17 protein-coding genes are annotated in these 15,332 nt (G+C 71.6%); 8 read left to right on the top strand and 9 right to left on the bottom strand.

The annotated features are described in order from the left end of the window. Positions 1-4: 4 nt before the first annotated feature. Positions 5-880: a TIGR03619 family F420-dependent LLM class oxidoreductase gene (locus Q5425_RS23945; RefSeq protein WP_308674529.1), complete on the bottom strand. Its 876-nt coding sequence runs from the start codon at positions 878-880 to the stop codon at positions 5-7. Between the two features lie 148 nt (positions 881-1,028). Between Q5425_RS23945 and Q5425_RS23940 the strand changes: the two genes are divergently transcribed. Further along, positions 1,029-1,820 carry a hypothetical protein gene (locus Q5425_RS23940; protein WP_308674528.1) on the top strand — a complete coding sequence of 264 codons (792 nt, stop codon included), beginning with the start codon at positions 1,029-1,031 and terminating at the stop codon, positions 1,818-1,820. A gap of 53 nt (positions 1,821-1,873) precedes the next feature. Here Q5425_RS23940 and Q5425_RS23935 read toward each other — a convergent pair whose 3' ends face one another. Beyond that, on the bottom strand, positions 1,874-2,683 hold the full coding sequence (locus Q5425_RS23935; RefSeq protein WP_308674527.1) for a DNA-formamidopyrimidine glycosylase family protein: 810 nt from the start codon (positions 2,681-2,683) through the stop codon (positions 1,874-1,876). After that, on the bottom strand, positions 2,683-3,156 hold the full coding sequence (locus Q5425_RS23930) for a ribose-5-phosphate isomerase (protein WP_308674526.1): 474 nt from the start codon (positions 3,154-3,156) through the stop codon (positions 2,683-2,685). Before Q5425_RS23930 ends, Q5425_RS23935 begins: the two co-directional genes overlap by 1 nt. 45 nt (positions 3,157-3,201) lie before the next feature. Here Q5425_RS23930 and Q5425_RS23925 point away from each other — a divergent pair, with 45 nt between their 5' ends. Further along, positions 3,202-3,924, top strand: coding sequence for a 2-phosphosulfolactate phosphatase (locus Q5425_RS23925; protein ID WP_308674525.1), 723 nt, complete (start codon positions 3,202-3,204; stop codon positions 3,922-3,924). Continuing rightward, on the top strand, positions 3,921-4,730 hold the full coding sequence (locus Q5425_RS23920) for an MBL fold metallo-hydrolase (protein ID WP_308674524.1): 810 nt from the start codon (positions 3,921-3,923) through the stop codon (positions 4,728-4,730). Before Q5425_RS23925 ends, Q5425_RS23920 begins: the two co-directional genes overlap by 4 nt. 65 nt (positions 4,731-4,795) lie before the next feature. On the opposite strand, the gene Q5425_RS23915 is transcribed toward Q5425_RS23920, so the two are convergent. Further along, complete coding sequence (locus Q5425_RS23915) at positions 4,796-5,416, bottom strand: DsbA family protein (protein WP_308674523.1); 621 nt, start codon at positions 5,414-5,416, stop codon at positions 4,796-4,798. Between the two features lie 153 nt (positions 5,417-5,569). Here Q5425_RS23915 and pepN point away from each other — a divergent pair, with 153 nt between their 5' ends. Further along, positions 5,570-8,137, top strand: coding sequence for an aminopeptidase N (pepN, locus tag Q5425_RS23910; protein ID WP_308674736.1), 2,568 nt, complete (start codon positions 5,570-5,572; stop codon positions 8,135-8,137). A gap of 804 nt (positions 8,138-8,941) precedes the next feature. On the opposite strand, the gene Q5425_RS23905 is transcribed toward pepN, so the two are convergent. Together Q5425_RS23905 and Q5425_RS23900 are read right to left on the bottom strand one after the other, a co-directional pair. Continuing rightward, positions 8,942-9,430, bottom strand: a complete 489-nt coding sequence (locus tag Q5425_RS23905) for a DUF5130 family protein (RefSeq protein ID WP_308674522.1) — start codon at positions 9,428-9,430, stop codon at positions 8,942-8,944. Continuing rightward, a complete protein-coding gene (locus Q5425_RS23900; RefSeq protein WP_308674521.1) occupies positions 9,417-9,671 on the bottom strand; it encodes a hypothetical protein in 255 nt (84 codons plus the stop codon). The genes Q5425_RS23905 and Q5425_RS23900 overlap by 14 nt, the downstream gene beginning before the upstream one ends. A gap of 277 nt (positions 9,672-9,948) precedes the next feature. On the opposite strand from Q5425_RS23900, the gene Q5425_RS23895 reads away from it, so the two are divergent. Further along, the gene (locus Q5425_RS23895) at positions 9,949-10,320 is read left to right on the top strand and encodes a hypothetical protein (protein ID WP_308674520.1); all 372 of its coding nucleotides are present in this window, start codon (positions 9,949-9,951) and stop codon (positions 10,318-10,320) included. 249 nt (positions 10,321-10,569) lie between these two features. Here the strand turns inward: Q5425_RS23895 and Q5425_RS23890 are convergent, their stop codons facing one another. Continuing rightward, positions 10,570-11,067, bottom strand: a complete 498-nt coding sequence (locus Q5425_RS23890; RefSeq protein ID WP_308674519.1) for an HNH endonuclease — start codon at positions 11,065-11,067, stop codon at positions 10,570-10,572. A 358-nt stretch (positions 11,068-11,425) separates the two neighbouring features. Between Q5425_RS23890 and Q5425_RS23885 the strand changes: the two genes are divergently transcribed. From Q5425_RS23885 to Q5425_RS23875, 3 genes are all read left to right on the top strand, one after another. Beyond that, entirely contained in the window at positions 11,426-12,412 is a 987-nt protein-coding gene (locus Q5425_RS23885; RefSeq protein ID WP_308674518.1) for a mechanosensitive ion channel family protein, read from the top strand. A 109-nt stretch (positions 12,413-12,521) separates the two neighbouring features. Then, positions 12,522-12,905: a globin gene (locus Q5425_RS23880; protein WP_308674735.1), complete on the top strand. Its 384-nt coding sequence runs from the start codon at positions 12,522-12,524 to the stop codon at positions 12,903-12,905. Further along, positions 12,905-14,455: a glycoside hydrolase family 13 protein gene (locus Q5425_RS23875; protein ID WP_308674517.1), complete on the top strand. Its 1,551-nt coding sequence runs from the start codon at positions 12,905-12,907 to the stop codon at positions 14,453-14,455. The genes Q5425_RS23880 and Q5425_RS23875 overlap by 1 nt, the downstream gene beginning before the upstream one ends. A 9-nt stretch (positions 14,456-14,464) precedes the next feature. On the opposite strand, the gene Q5425_RS23870 is transcribed toward Q5425_RS23875, so the two are convergent. Both Q5425_RS23870 and Q5425_RS23865 read right to left on the bottom strand, forming a co-directional pair. Further along, positions 14,465-15,037, bottom strand: coding sequence for an ATP-binding protein (locus Q5425_RS23870; protein WP_308674516.1), 573 nt, complete (start codon positions 15,035-15,037; stop codon positions 14,465-14,467). 29 nt (positions 15,038-15,066) lie between these two features. Next, the gene (locus tag Q5425_RS23865) at positions 15,067-15,321 is read right to left on the bottom strand and encodes a hypothetical protein (protein WP_308674515.1); all 255 of its coding nucleotides are present in this window, start codon (positions 15,319-15,321) and stop codon (positions 15,067-15,069) included. Between the last annotated feature and the right edge of the window lie 11 nt (positions 15,322-15,332).

Genomic DNA, 15,332 nt, shown 5'->3' with positions numbered 1-15,332 from the left:
GGAGTCACTCCTCGAACTTGGCGATGATCTCGGCCCCGAACTTGTGGATCGCTTCGAGCTTCGGCCCGACCGGCGCGTCGAACCCGACGCCGTCGAACACCCACGGCATGGTGATGACGTCGGTGACGCCCGCTTCGGCCTGCGCGCGGTAGCCGTCCAGGCCGAAGGCGTCGATGCAGACCGCCTGGTACTCGAACGGGTCATCGGCGCGGCCGCGCTCGGCCAGCAGCTCCTTGAGCCGGGCGATGGTGCCGCGCAGCTCCTCGAGCTTCATCATCGCCGACGACCAGCCGTCGGCCACCCGCGCGGCGCGCTTCAGCGCGACCTCGGTGTGGCCGCCGATGTAGAACGGCACCCGGCTCGGCGGCGCCGGGCTCATCTGCAGCTTGTCGAAGTCGTAGAACTCGCCGTGGTACTCGACCATGCCGCCGTCGAGGATGAGCCGCAGCACGTCGATGGCTTCGTCGACGCGCTTGCCGCGCCGCTCGAACGGCACACCGCAGTACTCGAACTCCTGCGGCAGCCAGCCGACGCCGAGCCCGAGGCCGAACCGCCCGCCGGTGAGCACGGCCGCCGAGCCGACCTGGCGGGCCAGCAGCACGGGGTTGCGCGAGCCGAGCTTGAGCACGGAGGTGTAGAAGCGGATCCGGCTGGTGACCGCGCCCATCGACGCGGTCGCGACGAGCGGGTCCACCCAGGGCGTCTCCGCGGTCCAGAACCGGCTGCCGTCGGGGGTGTACGGGTAGTCCGTGTCCACCGTTTCGGCGTAGAAGAGCGAGTCGGGCAGGGCAATGGAGGCGAAGCCGGCCTCTTCGGCGGCCCGGGCGAGCTCGCCCAGCTGATCGAGGGGGTTCATCGCGATCGACAGGGTGAACTTCATGGAGACGAACTATAACGTGTTCTAATTTCTTCGGCCAGGTCTCGCGGTGGGCCCGATCACTCGGCGGGAACCTCCCGCGTAGCGTCCGCGTTGTCCGAATCAAAGGTGACCACCGGTCACCGAGCCCCGAATCTTCTGGGAGTGGTCCATGGGCACCGCGATCTTCCTGATCGTGCTCGTCGTCGTGATCGTCGGTGGCGGCCTCTATTTCTCGCGGCAGCGCGCCGCGGCCCGGCAGCGGGAGCTCGACGACGCCAAGGCCGACGCCCGGCGCCTGCTCGAACGGCTCGGCGGCCAGGTCCTCAACATCAACGGCACGGACACCGCGTCGCAGCAGGCGATGGCCGACGCCGCCGAGCGCTACAACGCGGCCGGCTCGCAGATGGAGCAGGCCCGCACGATCGAACAGGCCCGGCTGGTCAAGGAGACCGCCATCGAGGGCCTCTACTACGTCCGCGCCGCGCGCGTCGCGATGGGCATGGACCCCGGCCCGCAGCTGCCCGAGGAGGCCGAGCGCGAGCGCGCCGGCAAGGTCACCGAGCGCCGCGAGGTCGACGTCGAGGGCCAGCACTACGCCGCCTCCCCCGACGCGGGCCAGGACACGCCGTACTACTACCCGGGTGGCCGCGTCGCGGGCCGTCCGGTGCCGCAGGGCTGGTACAGCGAGCCGTGGTGGAAGCCCGCGCTCGTCGCCGGCGCCTGGGGACTCGGGTCGATGTTCCTGTTCAGCGCGATGTTCTCCGGCATGGGCGGCATCGCGAGCGCCTCGGCCTGGGAGTCCGGCTACGACGCGGGCCAGCAGGACGCGCTCGAGTCCGGCGACGCGGGCGGCGACGGCGGCGGTGACGCCGGCGGCGACATGGGCGGCGACGGCGGCGGCGGCTTCGACGGAGGCGGGTTCGACGGCGGAGGCTTCGACGGCGGCGGCTTCGACTTCTGACGCCTGACACCCGTGAGCGGCTCGTTCAACCGAACGGGCCGCTCACGGCGTTTTCAGGCCGGCTGGCACTTCGGGCACCAGTACAGGTTGCGCCCCACCAGTTCCGAGTGCGCCACCGGCGTTCCGCACACCAGGCACGGCTCGCCGGTGCGGCGGTAGACGTAGACCTCGCCGCCGTGGCGGTCCACCCGAGCCGCGCGGCCCATCGCCTCCGGCAGGTGCTCCGGGCGGACCGTGTCGATGCGGCCGACGCGGACGCCGTCGCGCATCAGGGTCACCAGGTCGGCCCACAGGTCTTCCCACAGCGCGCGATCCAGCGCCCGCCCCGGCGTCAGCGGCGCGACGCCGTGGCGGAACAGCACCTCGGCGCGGTAGACGTTGCCGACGCCCGCCAGGACCGCCTGGTCCATCAGCAGCGTCGCGATCGACGTCTTGGACCGCGAAATGCGGGTCCAGGCCAGTTCCGGTTTCGCGTCGCGGCGCAGCGGATCGGGACCGAGCCGGGCCTTGATCGCGTCCGCCTGCCGGACGTCCAGGAGCTCGCAGCGCGTGGGCCCGCGCAGGTCCGTCCAATGTGTCCGGCCGGCCAGCCGCAGCCGGACCTGCCCCACCGGCTCGGGCGCGGGCAGCGGCGACTCGCCGAAGGTGCCGTAGAGCCCGAGGTGGATGTGCACGATGCCGTGCGGCCCGTAGTCGTGGAACAGGTGCTTGCCGTGCGCTTCGGCACCGGCGAACACCTGACCGTCCAAACGGGACGCTTCGGCGGCGAACCGGCCCTGCGGGCTGCTCACCGCGACCGGGGCGCCGGCGAACCGGCGTTTGTGCAGCCGCGCGAGCCGGTGGAGCGTGTGCCCCTCGGGCATCAGGCCTCCGGCAACGCCGGCGGGGTCCCGGTGCGCTCGTAGTCGAGCAGCTGCTGCACGCGGCGGGCGTGCCGCTCCTCCGGCGAGACCTCCGTCGCCAGGAACGCCTCGACGATCTCGACGGCCTCCTCGGCGGTGTGCATCCGGGCGCCGACGCCGATCAGCTGGGCGTGGTTGTGCTCCCGGCACAGCTTCGCCGTCTCGACGCTCCAGGCCAGCCCGGCGCGGGCGCCGGGCACCTTGTTGGCGGCGATCTGCTCACCGTTGCCGGAGCCGCCGACGACGATGCCGCGGCTGCCCTCGTCGGCCACCACGCGCAGCGCCGTCTCGACGCAGAACGCCGGGTAGTCGTCGGCCGCGTCGTAGACCTGCGGACCGATGTCGGTGACGTCGTGGCCTTGTTTCTCCAGGTGAGCCACCAGGTGGTTCTTCAGCTCGAAGCCGGCATGGTCGGATCCCAAGTAGACACGCACGCCTGGGAGTCTGCCACCACGGCCGGTTTCGGGCATGCTCCGGGGGTGGGGATCTGGGAGCAAACGGGCAGCGACGTACGGCTGGACTGGGGCGCCGAAGGCGTCGCCGCCCTCGGCCGGGAATGCGCCGTGCTGGTGGTGGTCGACGTGCTTTCCTTCGGCACCACCACGGATCTCGTGGTCGCCCGCGGCGGGCGCGTCCTGCCGGTCCGGTGGCGCGACGAACGCGGCGTGGCGCGGGCCAGGGCGGCCGGGGCGGTCGTCGCGGGCGAAGGGGAATTCACCCTGCGGCCGTCTTCTGTGACGGAAATCCCGCCGGGGACCCTGCTCGCGCTCCCCTCGCCCAACGGCGCGACCCTCTGCGACACCGCCGCGGCGACCGGCGCGCACGTGCTCGCGGGTTGCCTGCGCAACGCCTCCGCCGTTGCCGCGAAGGCCGCTGAGCTGGGCGGCCCGATCGGGCTGATCGCGGCCGGGGAACGCTGGGGCGTGAACGTTTTCGGCCACGACGAAACATCCGGCCCGCTGCGGCCGTGCCTCGAGGACCAGGTGGGCGCCGGGGCGATCGGCGCCGCACTGGCGGGACACGGGCTTTCGCTGTCGGCCGAAGCCGCGCTCGCCGCACGGTCCGCCGACGTCACGGCCCTGGCAAGCTGCGTGTCCGGGCGCGAACTGATCGAAGCCGGCCACGGCGGCGACGTTGCGCTGGCCGGGCAAATCGACGTGAGCGAGACCGCTCCCGTCCTGATCGAAGGAGTACTGGCATGACCGGCCGCTGGATCGAGGTCGCCGACGGCGTCCACGCCCGCCGCTACGCGGAACTGGACCTGACCGTCGGGCTGGTCGTCGGCGCCGAACGGTGCCTGGTCGTCGACACGCGCGGCGACCTCGAGCAGGGTGCCGAGCTGGCCGCGGCGGTCCGCGAGCTCACGCCGTTGCCGTGGGCCGTCGTCTACACGCACGCGCACTTCGACCACGCCTGGGGCGCCGAGGCGTTCCTGCCCTGCGAGATCTGGGCGCACGAGCGCTGCGCGGCCGAGCTGCGCGGGGACACCGAGGCCGCCAAGGCCACGTGGGTGGCCCACTACCGCAAGGAGGGCAAGCCGGAGATCGCCGACGCGATTTCGCGCACGACCGTCGCGGCGCCGGACCACACCTTCACCGACCGCGTCGAGCTGGACCTGGGCGGCCGCACGACGGTCCTGCTCCACCCCGGCCGAGCGCACACCGACCACGACGTGGTGGTGCACGTCCCGGACGCGGCGGTCGTCTTCGGCGGTGACGTCGTCGAGCACGCCGAGGCCGGGTTCAGCGAGTTCTCGTTCAGCGACGAGACCGACCTGACGGCCTGGCCGGACGCGTTCGACGCAATCCTCGCGCTGGACCCCCGCGTCGTCGTGCCCGGCCACGGCGACCCGGTCGACGCGGAGTTCGTCCGCTACCACCGCGACGGCCTGCACGAGCTGATCACGCTCAAGGCGGGGGTGGGCCGCGGCGAGACGACCGAGGTGGCCGCCGTGGCCGCCTCCCGCTACCCCAGCGACGTCACCCTGGCCGCCCTCGCCACCCCTTGACCTTGACCCGCACTTTCACGTGAAAGTGCGGAGCTTTCACGTGAAAGCTGCGACCTCCGGAGGCGTCAGTCGAAGTTGAGCTCGCCCGAACGGGTGCGCTTCAGCTCGAAGAAGTCCGGGTAGCTCGACAGCGCCACCGCGCCGTCGAACACCTTCAGCGCGTCTTCGCCGCGCGGGATCGAGGTCAGCACCGGGCCGAAGAACGCCACGCCGTCGATGTGGATCGTCGGGGTGCCGACGTCCATGCCGACCGGGTCCATGCCCTCGTGGTGGCTCTTCTTCAGCGCCTCGTCGTACTCGGTCGAGTGGGCCGCGTCGGCCAGCTCGGCCGGCGCGCCGATCGCGACCAGCGCCTCCTTGATGACCACGTCGTAGTCCTTGACGCCCTGGTTGTGGTAGCGGGTGCCGAACTCGGTGTAGTACTCCCGCAGCACGTCTTCGCCCTTGAGCTGCGACAACGCCACGGCCACGCGCACCGGGCCCCAGCCCTTCGCCAGCAGCTCCTTGTACTGCTCGGGCAGCTCGTCCCGGCCCTCGTTCAGCACCGACAGGCTCATGATCCGGAAGTGCAGGTCCAGGTTGCGGTGCTTCTCCACCTCCAGGATCCAGCGGGAGGTGATCCACGCGAACGGGCAGATCGGGTCGAAGTAGAAATCGACCTTCGTGGGCTGCTCGGCAGCGGTCATCTGGGTACTCCTGAGTTCCGTCTCGATGTGGGCGGACCCCCACACAGCGGGCCAACACCCGGGGCCGCGGGGTTGTTCCCTTATCGCCCGCCACCCCGTCCCCATGATTGGATGCGGGGAGTTGAAAACCGATACCAACGACCAGAGGTGCCTGTGCCCGCCCCCAACCTGACCCGCGACCAAGCCAAGCTGCGCGCGGATCTGCTCGACGTCACCGGTTACGACATCGAGCTCGATCTGACCGACGGCCACGGCGGACCCGGGGAGAAGACCTTCGCGTCGACGACGACCGTCCGGTTCTCCAGCGCCCGGGCCGGCGAATCGACGTGGGTCGACATCGTCGCCGACCGCGTGCACTCGGCCACCTTGAACGGCGCGGACGTCGACGTCAGCGCCTACGTCGAGGACAAGGGCATCGCGCTGGCCGGGCTGGCCGAGTCCAACGAGCTCACGGTGACCGCCGACTGCCGGTACATGAACACCGGCGAAGGCGTGCACCGGTTCGTCGACCCGGTCGACGACGGCGTCTACCTGTACACGCAGTTCGAGACGGCGGACGCGAAGCGGATGTTCGCCTGCTTCGACCAGCCCGACCTGAAGTCGGTCTACCGGCTCACGGTCGTCGCGCCGAAGGACTGGAAGGTCGTCTCCAACGCGATCGTCGAGTCGGCCGAAGAGACACCGGAAGGCGCCGTCCGCACGGTGTTCAAGGAGTCCGAGCGGATCTCGACCTACCTCGTCGCGCTGGTCGCCGGCCCGTACGCCGAGTGGCACGACGAGTACACCGACGACCACAAGACCATCCCGCTCGGCATCTACTGCCGCGCGTCGCTGGCCGAGCACATGGACGCCGACCGCCTGTTCACCGAGACCAAGCAGGGCTTCGGCTTCTACCACCGGAAGTTCGGCACGCCCTACCCGTTCTCCAAGTACGACCAGCTGTTCGTGCCGGAGTTCAACGCGGGCGCGATGGAGAACGCCGGCGCGGTGACGTTCCTGGAGGACTACGTCTTCCGCAGCCGCGTCACCCGCTACGCCTACGAGCGGCGCGCCGAGACGCTGCTGCACGAGATGGCGCACATGTGGTTCGGCGACCTGGTCACCATGCGCTGGTGGGACGACCTGTGGCTGAACGAGTCGTTCGCGACCTTCGCCAGCGTGCTGGCCCAGGCCGAGGCGACCGAGTACAAGAACGCGTGGACCAGCTTCGCGAACATCGAGAAGTCGTGGGCCTACCGCCAGGACCAGCTGCCCTCGACGCACCCGATCGCGGCCGACATCGTCGACCTGCACGCGGTCGAGGTCAACTTCGACGGCATCACCTACGCCAAGGGCGCGAGCGTGCTCAAGCAGCTCGTCGCCTACGTCGGGCTGGACCACTTCCTCGACGGCCTCAAGGTGTACTTCGGCAAGCACGCCTGGGGCAACGCGACGCTGGCCGACCTGCTGGGCGCGCTGGAGGAGGCGTCCGGCCGCGACCTGTCGTGGTGGAGCGCGCAGTGGCTGGAGACCACCGGGCTGAACTCGCTGAGCCCGCGCTACGAAATCGGCGCGGACGGCAAGTTCACGTCGTTCGCCGTCGTGCAGTCCGGCGCGAAGCCGGGGGCCGGTGAGCTGCGCACGCACCGCGTCGCCGTCGGCGTGTACGACGAGGACGCTTCCGGGAAGATCGTCCGGACCCAGCGGGTCGAGCTGGACGTCGACGGCGAGCGCACCGAGGTGCCGGACCTGGTCGGCCTGCCCGCGGGCAAGCTGGTCCTGGTCAACGACGACGACCTGACCTACTGCACGATGCGCCTCGACCCGGCGTCGCTGACCACGCTGATCGACCGCGTCGCCGACATCACCGAGCCGCTGCCGCGGACGCTGTGCTGGTCGGCGGCGTGGGAGATGACCCGCGAGGCCGAGCTGAAGGCCCGCGACTTCGTCACGCTGGTGCAGCGCGGCATCCACACCGAGAGCGAGGTCGGCGTCGTCCAGCGGCTGCTGCTGCAGGCCCAGACCGCGCTGAACTCCTACGCCGAGCAGGAGTGGGCGGCCTCGACGGGCTGGCCGGCGTTCACCGCCCGGCTGCTGGAGCTGGTCCGCGGCGCCGAGCCGGGTTCGGACCACCAGCTGGCGTTCGTGAACTCCCTGGCCGGTTCGGTGCTGGATGCTTCCACGCTGGAGGTGCTGGCGGGCTGGCTCGACGAGTCGGCGCCGCTTCCGGGCCTGACGGTGGACACGGACCTGCGCTGGCGGCTGCTGCACGCGCTGGTGGCCCACGGCAAGGCGGCCGCGCCGGAGATCGACGCGGAGCTGGCCCGCGACAACACGGCCACGGGCCGCCGCCAGGCGGAGCGCGCCCGCGCCCTGCGCCCGACGGCGGAGGCCAAGACCGACGCGTGGCAGCGAGCGGTGTACGACGACGAGCTGCCCAACGCGGTCAGCGACTCGCTCATCTCGGGCTTCTCCCACCCGGGCCAGAAGGCGCTGCTGGGTTCGTACGTGGCGAAGTACTTCGAGGTCATCGACGAGGTGTGGCAGCGGCGGTCCAGCGAGCGGGCCCAGCCGATCGCGATCGGGCTGTACCCATCGTGGGCGGTGGCCCCGGAGACGGTGACGGCCTCGGACGAGTGGCTGGCGGGCGACCACCCACAGGCCCTGCGCCGGCTGGTATCGGAGGGCCGGGCGGGCATCGTCCGCGCCTTGGCGGCCCGGGACTTCGACGCTCAGTCCTGACGACGCGGCGGCGGGTCGTGCTCCGGCACGGCCCGCCGTCGGCACGGCCGCGCCCGGCACGGCTCGCATCTGGCACAGCTCGCCTCTGGCACGGCCGCGCCCGGCACAGCCCGCCCCTGGCACAGCCCGATCTCGGCGCAGCCCGCCCCCGGCACGGCTCGCCCCGGCACGGCCGCGCCCGGCATAGCTCTCCTCGGCACAGCCCGCCCCCGGCACCGCCCGACCTCGGCGCAGTCCGCGCCCGGCACGGCTCTCCCCGGCGCAGCCCGCCCCGGCGCAGCTCTCCCGGCACGGCCCGCCGCCGGCACGGCCGCGCCCGGCACAGCCCGCCCCTGGCACAGCCCGACCTCGGCACGCTCTCCCCTGCACAGCCCGCCCCCGGCACGCTCACCCCGGCACAGCCCGCCCCCGGCACAGCCCGCCCTCCGACCACACCCCCCTGCCGAACCGATACGCAGCCGCCTCAGCGGCCGACAGGCCGTGTCAAGGCACGCTTTCCCGCCTTGACACGGCCTGTCGGCCGTTGAACAATCCGGCGTTCGGGTCGGCGGGAAGCACCCGGCAGAGCCCACACAGGCACAGCCCACACAGGCACAGCTCCCCCGCCAAACCACACCCCCGGCAAGGCCCGCCCTCCCTGGGGGCTCCCCCGCTTCCAGCGTATCGAGAGCGGCAGACAAAAGAACCCGAACCCGCCCCACCGCCGCCCACTTGTCCACAACCAGACCAACCTGGGGACAACCACCAAGACCCACACAAAAAAGAGCCCCGCACCGAGGTGCGGGGCCCTTTCCTACCCAAAGATCAGCGAGGCGCAGGGCCCGCTTGGTCGGACAGCATGCGCAGCGCGTTCACCAGGCCGTTGACCAGTCCGCGGATCAGGTCACCCTCCTTGAACGACGCGACCATGCTCGCCACCGCCAGCTTGGCGCCGCGGTCGGGCAGGCGCAGGTGGGCCGCCTTGCCCGTGACGATCTCGATCAAGCGCTCGCCCGGGGAAACCGCGATCAGCACCGCGTTCGACGGGTTCGCCGTCGTCGCGTGCAGCTTCTCCGCCGCCGCCCGGCTTTCCGGCCCCAGCTCGCCGAGGTACAGGCTGAAGTCCAGGCCGGTCTCGCGGCTCGCGAACGTCAGTGCCTCGTCGAGGCGGGCCAGCTGGCGCGTGTTGAACGGGCCGGACGGCGCCTCGGGCTCGTACATCTTGGCCGCGGACACCCGCCCGGTGGCCATCAGCGCCTGGCCGTAGCCCAGCTCGGACTCGTCGACGCGCTTCGTCAGTTCACCAGTTGCCACGAGCGCCTCCCGCCGCGGTCGGGGCGCCCTCGGGCGCGCTGTTCTCGGTGGCGGCGTGCCGGTGCCCCGCGCCGACCCCTTCGGGGTTGGCGCTCCACCACATGGCCGGGTACTCCCAGGCCTGGCCGGACCGGTGCCGCGAGGCACCGCCGGACCTGCGCCGGAGCGTCAGCAGCCCGGCGAGGCCGTAGATGGCCAGCGGGATCACGGCGAAGACCACGATCGTCTCGACAACGTTCACGGCGCTGAGCGTATCGGATGACCTCCGCCCCCACCGCGCGCGGCGCACTCGACCGTTCGTCGTAAGCCGGGTGCCGTCCGCCGCTTGGCTCGTGGCCACTGGAACGTTGGGGCGAAGACCGTCGGGCCGAAAGGTTGCAACTCAACGTACAGGCGGCCGCACCCGCCGCTGTCGTCTTGTCCGGGCCTTGAAATCCTCGTAGCTTTTTCACCTGTACGGGCCTTGCGCCCCGGCTCTCAGCTCCAGCAGGTAACGCACCGGTCCAGGAGGCCTTGCCATGAACAGCGTCCAGACGCCCGCACAGGCGATCATCGAGACCTTCTCGTCACTGAGCGAAATCGAATTCGTCCCCGGAACGCGTGTGACGGCGGGCACAAGGGTTACGCGGGGTACACGCGTCACTCGCGGTACACGTGTGACAGCGGGAACCCGTGTCACCATGGGCACCCGGGTGACGGCCGGCACGCGAGTCACCCGAGGGACCCGGGTCACGCGTGGCACTCGCGTCACGATGGGCACGCGTGTGACGGCCGGCACGCGCGTCACCTGCGGCACCCGCGTCACGCGTGGCACTCGGGTCACCCGCGGCACGCGCGTCACCATGGGCACCCGCGTCACCTGCCAGAGCGACTACACGCTCGCCGCCTGACCCGTTCCTCCAGGGCCGCGCACTACCTGAGCACCTCGCGCAAGCACCCGGCTCGCCCCGGCCGCCGCACGGCAGCCGGGGCGCCGGCTTGTCCGGGGCCGGAACTCAGCACCCGCCGAACGCCGCGCCGGCAAGAAGCCCACGTCCGGAACGCATGACAAGCCGAGCCGCGAGCGGACCTCGCGCAGGCCACTGCCACCCGGAAGCCGCCGAACCCACTCCGAACTCCGCCGCCCGGACCGCCAAGCCCTAGGCGGCGGAGCCGAGATAAGGCCGCCAGAGCGGGTCGGCCTCCTTGGAGTGCGCGAGCAGCCGCCAGTGCGGGCCGTGCGGGGCGCGCGGGACGACGCGCAGCCGCCAGCCGATCTCCGAGAGCAGCCGGTCCGCCTTGCGGTGGTTGCACTTGGCGCAGCAGGCGACGCAGTTCGTCCAGGCGTGGGGCCCGCCCCGGCTGCGCGGGACGACGTGGTCGATCGTCTCGGCCCGCCCCCCGCAGTAGGCGCAGCGGTACCGGTCGCGGTGCATGAGCCCGGCGCGGGTCAGGGGCACCTGCGCGCGGTACGGTACTCGCACGTACGTGCTCAGGCGGATCACCGAGGGCACCGGCAGCGACACCTTCGCCGAGTGCAGTTCGTTCCCACCGGGGTCACCGTGCACCACTTCGGCCTTGCCGCACATCACGAGCACGACCGCGCGCCGCAGCGGCAGCGCCGTCAACGGCTCGAAGGTGGCGTTGAGCAGGAGCACCCGGCGCCGGCCCCAGGCCGGAGCGGCCGGATCCCGGCCTCTACTACGCTGTCCGGGCGGGCGGGTCACTCCCCCTGGGCGGGTCCCCGGCCCGGCCGGGACGGCTCCGCCGGATGCGGAACCCCCCGGGTAGGCACGCAGAACCACCTCTGGCGCCTCGTCGGCCGTGGCTTGGCCGGAGACGCCGCGGGGGCTGGGTTGTCGGTCTGGCACTCGACCACCTCCAGGGGCGTAGGCATAGTCGACCACAAAACAGGCCCCCAGCGCACGTGTGTTACACGACGTGTCACATCCGCGCGACCCAACATCCACTCGGCGTTGGGGCGCCCGACCCGACCGGAAGGATGAACGAACCCCCGTGCTCCCCCTGCTCCCCGCCGACCCGCCGCCGTGCTTGAAAGACCCCAGCACCTTCTGCTTCCAGGTGTTCCAGGTCACGAACAACCAGTGGCTGGCGGGCTCGGCGAACTGGCTGATCACCAAGCCGGTCAAGATCCTGATGATCATCGTGATCGCGTTCGTCGTGCGGATGCTCGTGAGACGGCTGATCAACCGCGTCACCACCCTGCCCAAGACGGGCGGCAAGCTGCCGTCGATGCTGCGGCCGCTGCGCGAGCGCGCCCCGGAGGTTCTCGGCGCCGCCGTCATCGAACGGCGCCGGCAGCGCGCCCAGACCATCGGCTCGGTGCTGAAGTCCCTGTCGACGTTCCTGGTCTACGGCCTGGCGTTCATCCTCGTGCTGGGCGAACTCGGCATCGACCTGGGCCCGATCATCGCTTCGGCGGGCATCATCGGCGTCGCGATCGGGTTCGGCGCGCAGAACCTGGTCAAGGACTTCCTGTCCGGGATCTTCATGATGGTCGAGGACCAATACGGCGTCGGCGACGTCGTGGACGTCGGCGAGGCGTCCGGCACGGTCGAGTCCGTCGGGCTCCGCATCACCACACTGCGTGACGTCAAGGGCACGGTCTGGTACGTCCGCAACGGCGAAGTGCTGCGCGTCGGCAACTCGAGCCAGGGCTTCGCGGTGGCGGTCGTCGACGTCCCCCTCGGCTACACCGCCGACGTCGAGCGCGCGACGACGGTGCTCGCGGACGCGGCGTCCGCGGCCACCGAGGGCGACGCGCTGAAGGACAACATCCTCGAGCCGCCGGAGATTCTGGGTGTGGAAAGCGTCACACCGGAGGGTCTCCAGATTCGCCTGACGGTGAAGGTCCGGCCGGGCAAGCAGTGGGCCGTGCAGCGGGCGCTGCGCGGCCAGCTGCTGGCGGCACTGGAAGAGGCCGGCTTCGAGCCGCCGCTCGGGCGGCTGTTCCCGCCCGCGGCTCCGGCGGCCGGGAAGTAGCCGCCGCCGACGCCGTTACGCTGGGAAGCGGGTTCGCGACGATCCGGCACAGTGCGGACCGGGCGTCGGGAACCCGCACCCCAAGGGCAAAATGGAAGGCGTGTCTGCAGTGAGCGAACCGGCGAACCTCTACGAAGCGATCGGCGGCGAACCGACGTTCCGCCGGATCGTCGGACGGTTCTACGAGGAGGTCGCGCGCGACGAGATCCTCCGCCCGCTCTACCCCGAGGAGGACCTCGGGCCCGCCGAGGAGCGGTTCCGGCTGTTCCTCATCCAGTACTGGGGCGGCCCCCACACCTACTCCGACCAGCGCGGGCACCCGCGGCTGCGGATGCGGCACGGGCCGTTCAAGATCGGCCCGATCGAGCGGGACGCCTGGCTGCGCTGCATCCGGATCGCCGTCGACGAGGAGAACCTCGAGGAGCCCTACCGCGGGCAGCTCTGGGCCTACCTGGAGATGGCCGCGCACAGCATGATGAACAGCTTCGTCTGATGAACCGGGCCGCCTGGTGGCAGGACGCCGTCTTCTACCAGGTCTACGTACGCTCGTTCGCCGACTCGGACGGTGACGGCGTCGGAGACCTGGAGGGCATCCACTCCCGGCTCGGTTACCTGGAGCTGCTGGGCGTCGACGCGCTGTGGCTGACGCCGTTCTACCGCTCCCCCATGGCCGACCACGGCTACGACATCGCCGACCCGCGCGACGTCGACCCGATGTTCGGCACCCTCGGCGACTTCGACGTGCTGCTCACCGAAGCGCACAAGCGGAACATCAAGGTCACCGTCGACGTGGTCCCCAACCACACCAGCAACCAGCACGCCTGGTTCAAGTCGGCGATGGCGGCGGCCCCGGGCAGCCCGGAGCGCGACCGGTACGTCTTCCGCGACGGCGTCGGCCCGAAGGGCGAGGACCCGCCGAACAACTGGGTCAGCGCGTTCGGCGGCCCGGCCTGGACCCGGGTGCCGGACGGGCAGTGGTACCTGCACCTGTTCGCGCCGCAGCAGCCCGACCTGAACTGGACCAACCCGGAGGTCGCCGCCGACCTGGAGCGGACGCTGCGGTTCTGGCTCGAACGCGGCGTCGACGGCTTCCGCATCGACGTCGCGCACGGCATGGCCAAACCGCCCGGCCTGCCGGACATGGACCCGCGCGCGGACCCGCTGGGGCCGAGCCTCTACTACGACCCGCGGTGGGACCACGACGGCGTCCACGAAATCCACCAGATGATCCGCAAGGTCCTCGACGAGTTCCCGGACGCGATGGCGGTCGGCGAGATCTGGGTGACCGACGAGGAGCGGCTCTCGCGCTACCTGCGCCCCGACGAGCTGCACCTGGCGTTCAACTTCCGGCTGGTGCTGACCCACTTCGACGCCGACGCGATGCGCACGGCCATCGAGCGATCCCTGGCGGTGCCGGCCCGCACGGGGGCGCCCGCGACCTGGACGCTGAGCAACCACGACGTCTGGCGGCAGGTCAGCCGCTACGGCGGCGGTGCACTCGGCGTGCGCCGCGCCCGCGCGATGGCGCTGGTCGAGCTGGCCCTGCCCGGCGCGGTGTACCTGTACAACGGCGAAGAGCTGGGCCTGGCGAACGTCGAGCTGGCGCCGTCGGAGATGGCCGACCCGCGGGCGAAGACGAGCGGGCCGGAGTTCGGGCGCGACGTGGCGCGGGTGCCGCTGCCGTGGGAGGGCGACCGGCCGCCGTTCGGCTTTTCCCGGAACCCGCGGACGTGGCTGCCGATGCCCGGGGAATGGGCCGGGCTGACGGTGGAGAAGCAGATCGAGGACGCGGACTCGACGTTGTCGCTGTACCGCGCCGCGATCGAGCTGAGGAAGACGCACTCGGCGTTCAGCGGCGACGAGCTGGAGTGGTACGGCGCCCCTGCCGGGTGTTTTGCGTTCCGGCGGCGCGGGGGCGGGCTGGTGTGCGCGCTGAACACCTCGGCGAGCCCGATCGCGTTGCCGCCGGGTGAGGTGCTGTTGTCGAGCAGCCCGCTGGTGGCGGGGAAGCTGCCCGCGGACTCGGCCGCCTGGCTGGTCTAGCCGGGCCGGTCAGCCGAACGAGAACCGCGCCGCGGCCTCGGCGGGTGTGGTCGCCTGTGCACGGCCGGGAACGTCGTGGACGGCAGCCGACCCCTCGGAGCGCAGCTGCTCGGCAGTGGCGTGCCGGGCCATGACCGCGGCGTAGGCGTGGACATCCGCGGAGGTGGTGTCGGGGCGGCCCCGCTCCGCGTTCTGCCGGAGGAGGTCGGCGACGTCCGGGTCGAAGCGCAGCACCGTCACCGGGGCGTCGAAGCGCCGGGCGATCGTGATGAGCCGGGCGCGCGCCTCCGGGGTGACGTTCGTCGACTCGGCGACCGCCCACCGCCCGGCAGCCAGCCGGGCGACGATCCGGTGGTCGCGTTCTTCGAAGACCCGGGCGTCCGCCGCGTCGGAGGGGGGCGCGGTGCCGAAGAGCTCCGCGCGAATCTCGTCGCTGGACACCACGGCTTCCGCATCGACCTGACCACGGGCGATCAGCGCCCGGACGAAGCTCGTCTTACCCGAGGCCGGTGGGCCGACGAGCACCACGAGCCCCCTGGGCACCCGGATCAGGCCGGTGCGGCCCGGCGAATCTTCCGTCACCCGGGCCATCCTGCCGGAACCACCGGCGCTCACTGACCCTGGTCGCCCGTGCCCGAGCCGTCGTCGAAGGCGCCGCTCGCCAGCCACGCCATCAGGGCCGCGGCCTGGAGGTAGGGCGCCGCGTGGGCAGCCGCCCGGCCCGCCGCGCGCGTGCGGCCCCACCTCTCAGGTCTTTCGGCGCGCTCCGGCGCCTGCTCGCCCGCCGGACGGTCCGTCCGCCACGGCGTCTCATCGGCGCGCACAGCGTCGAGGAACTCCGCGGTCGGGTCTTCGTCCGGGGTCATGCCTCCAGCGT

This window comes from Amycolatopsis sp. A133, from assembly GCF_031082405.1.
Classification (GTDB): Bacteria; Actinomycetota; Actinomycetes; order Mycobacteriales; family Pseudonocardiaceae; genus Amycolatopsis.
This window is presented reverse-complemented; position numbering and strand designations above follow the sequence as displayed.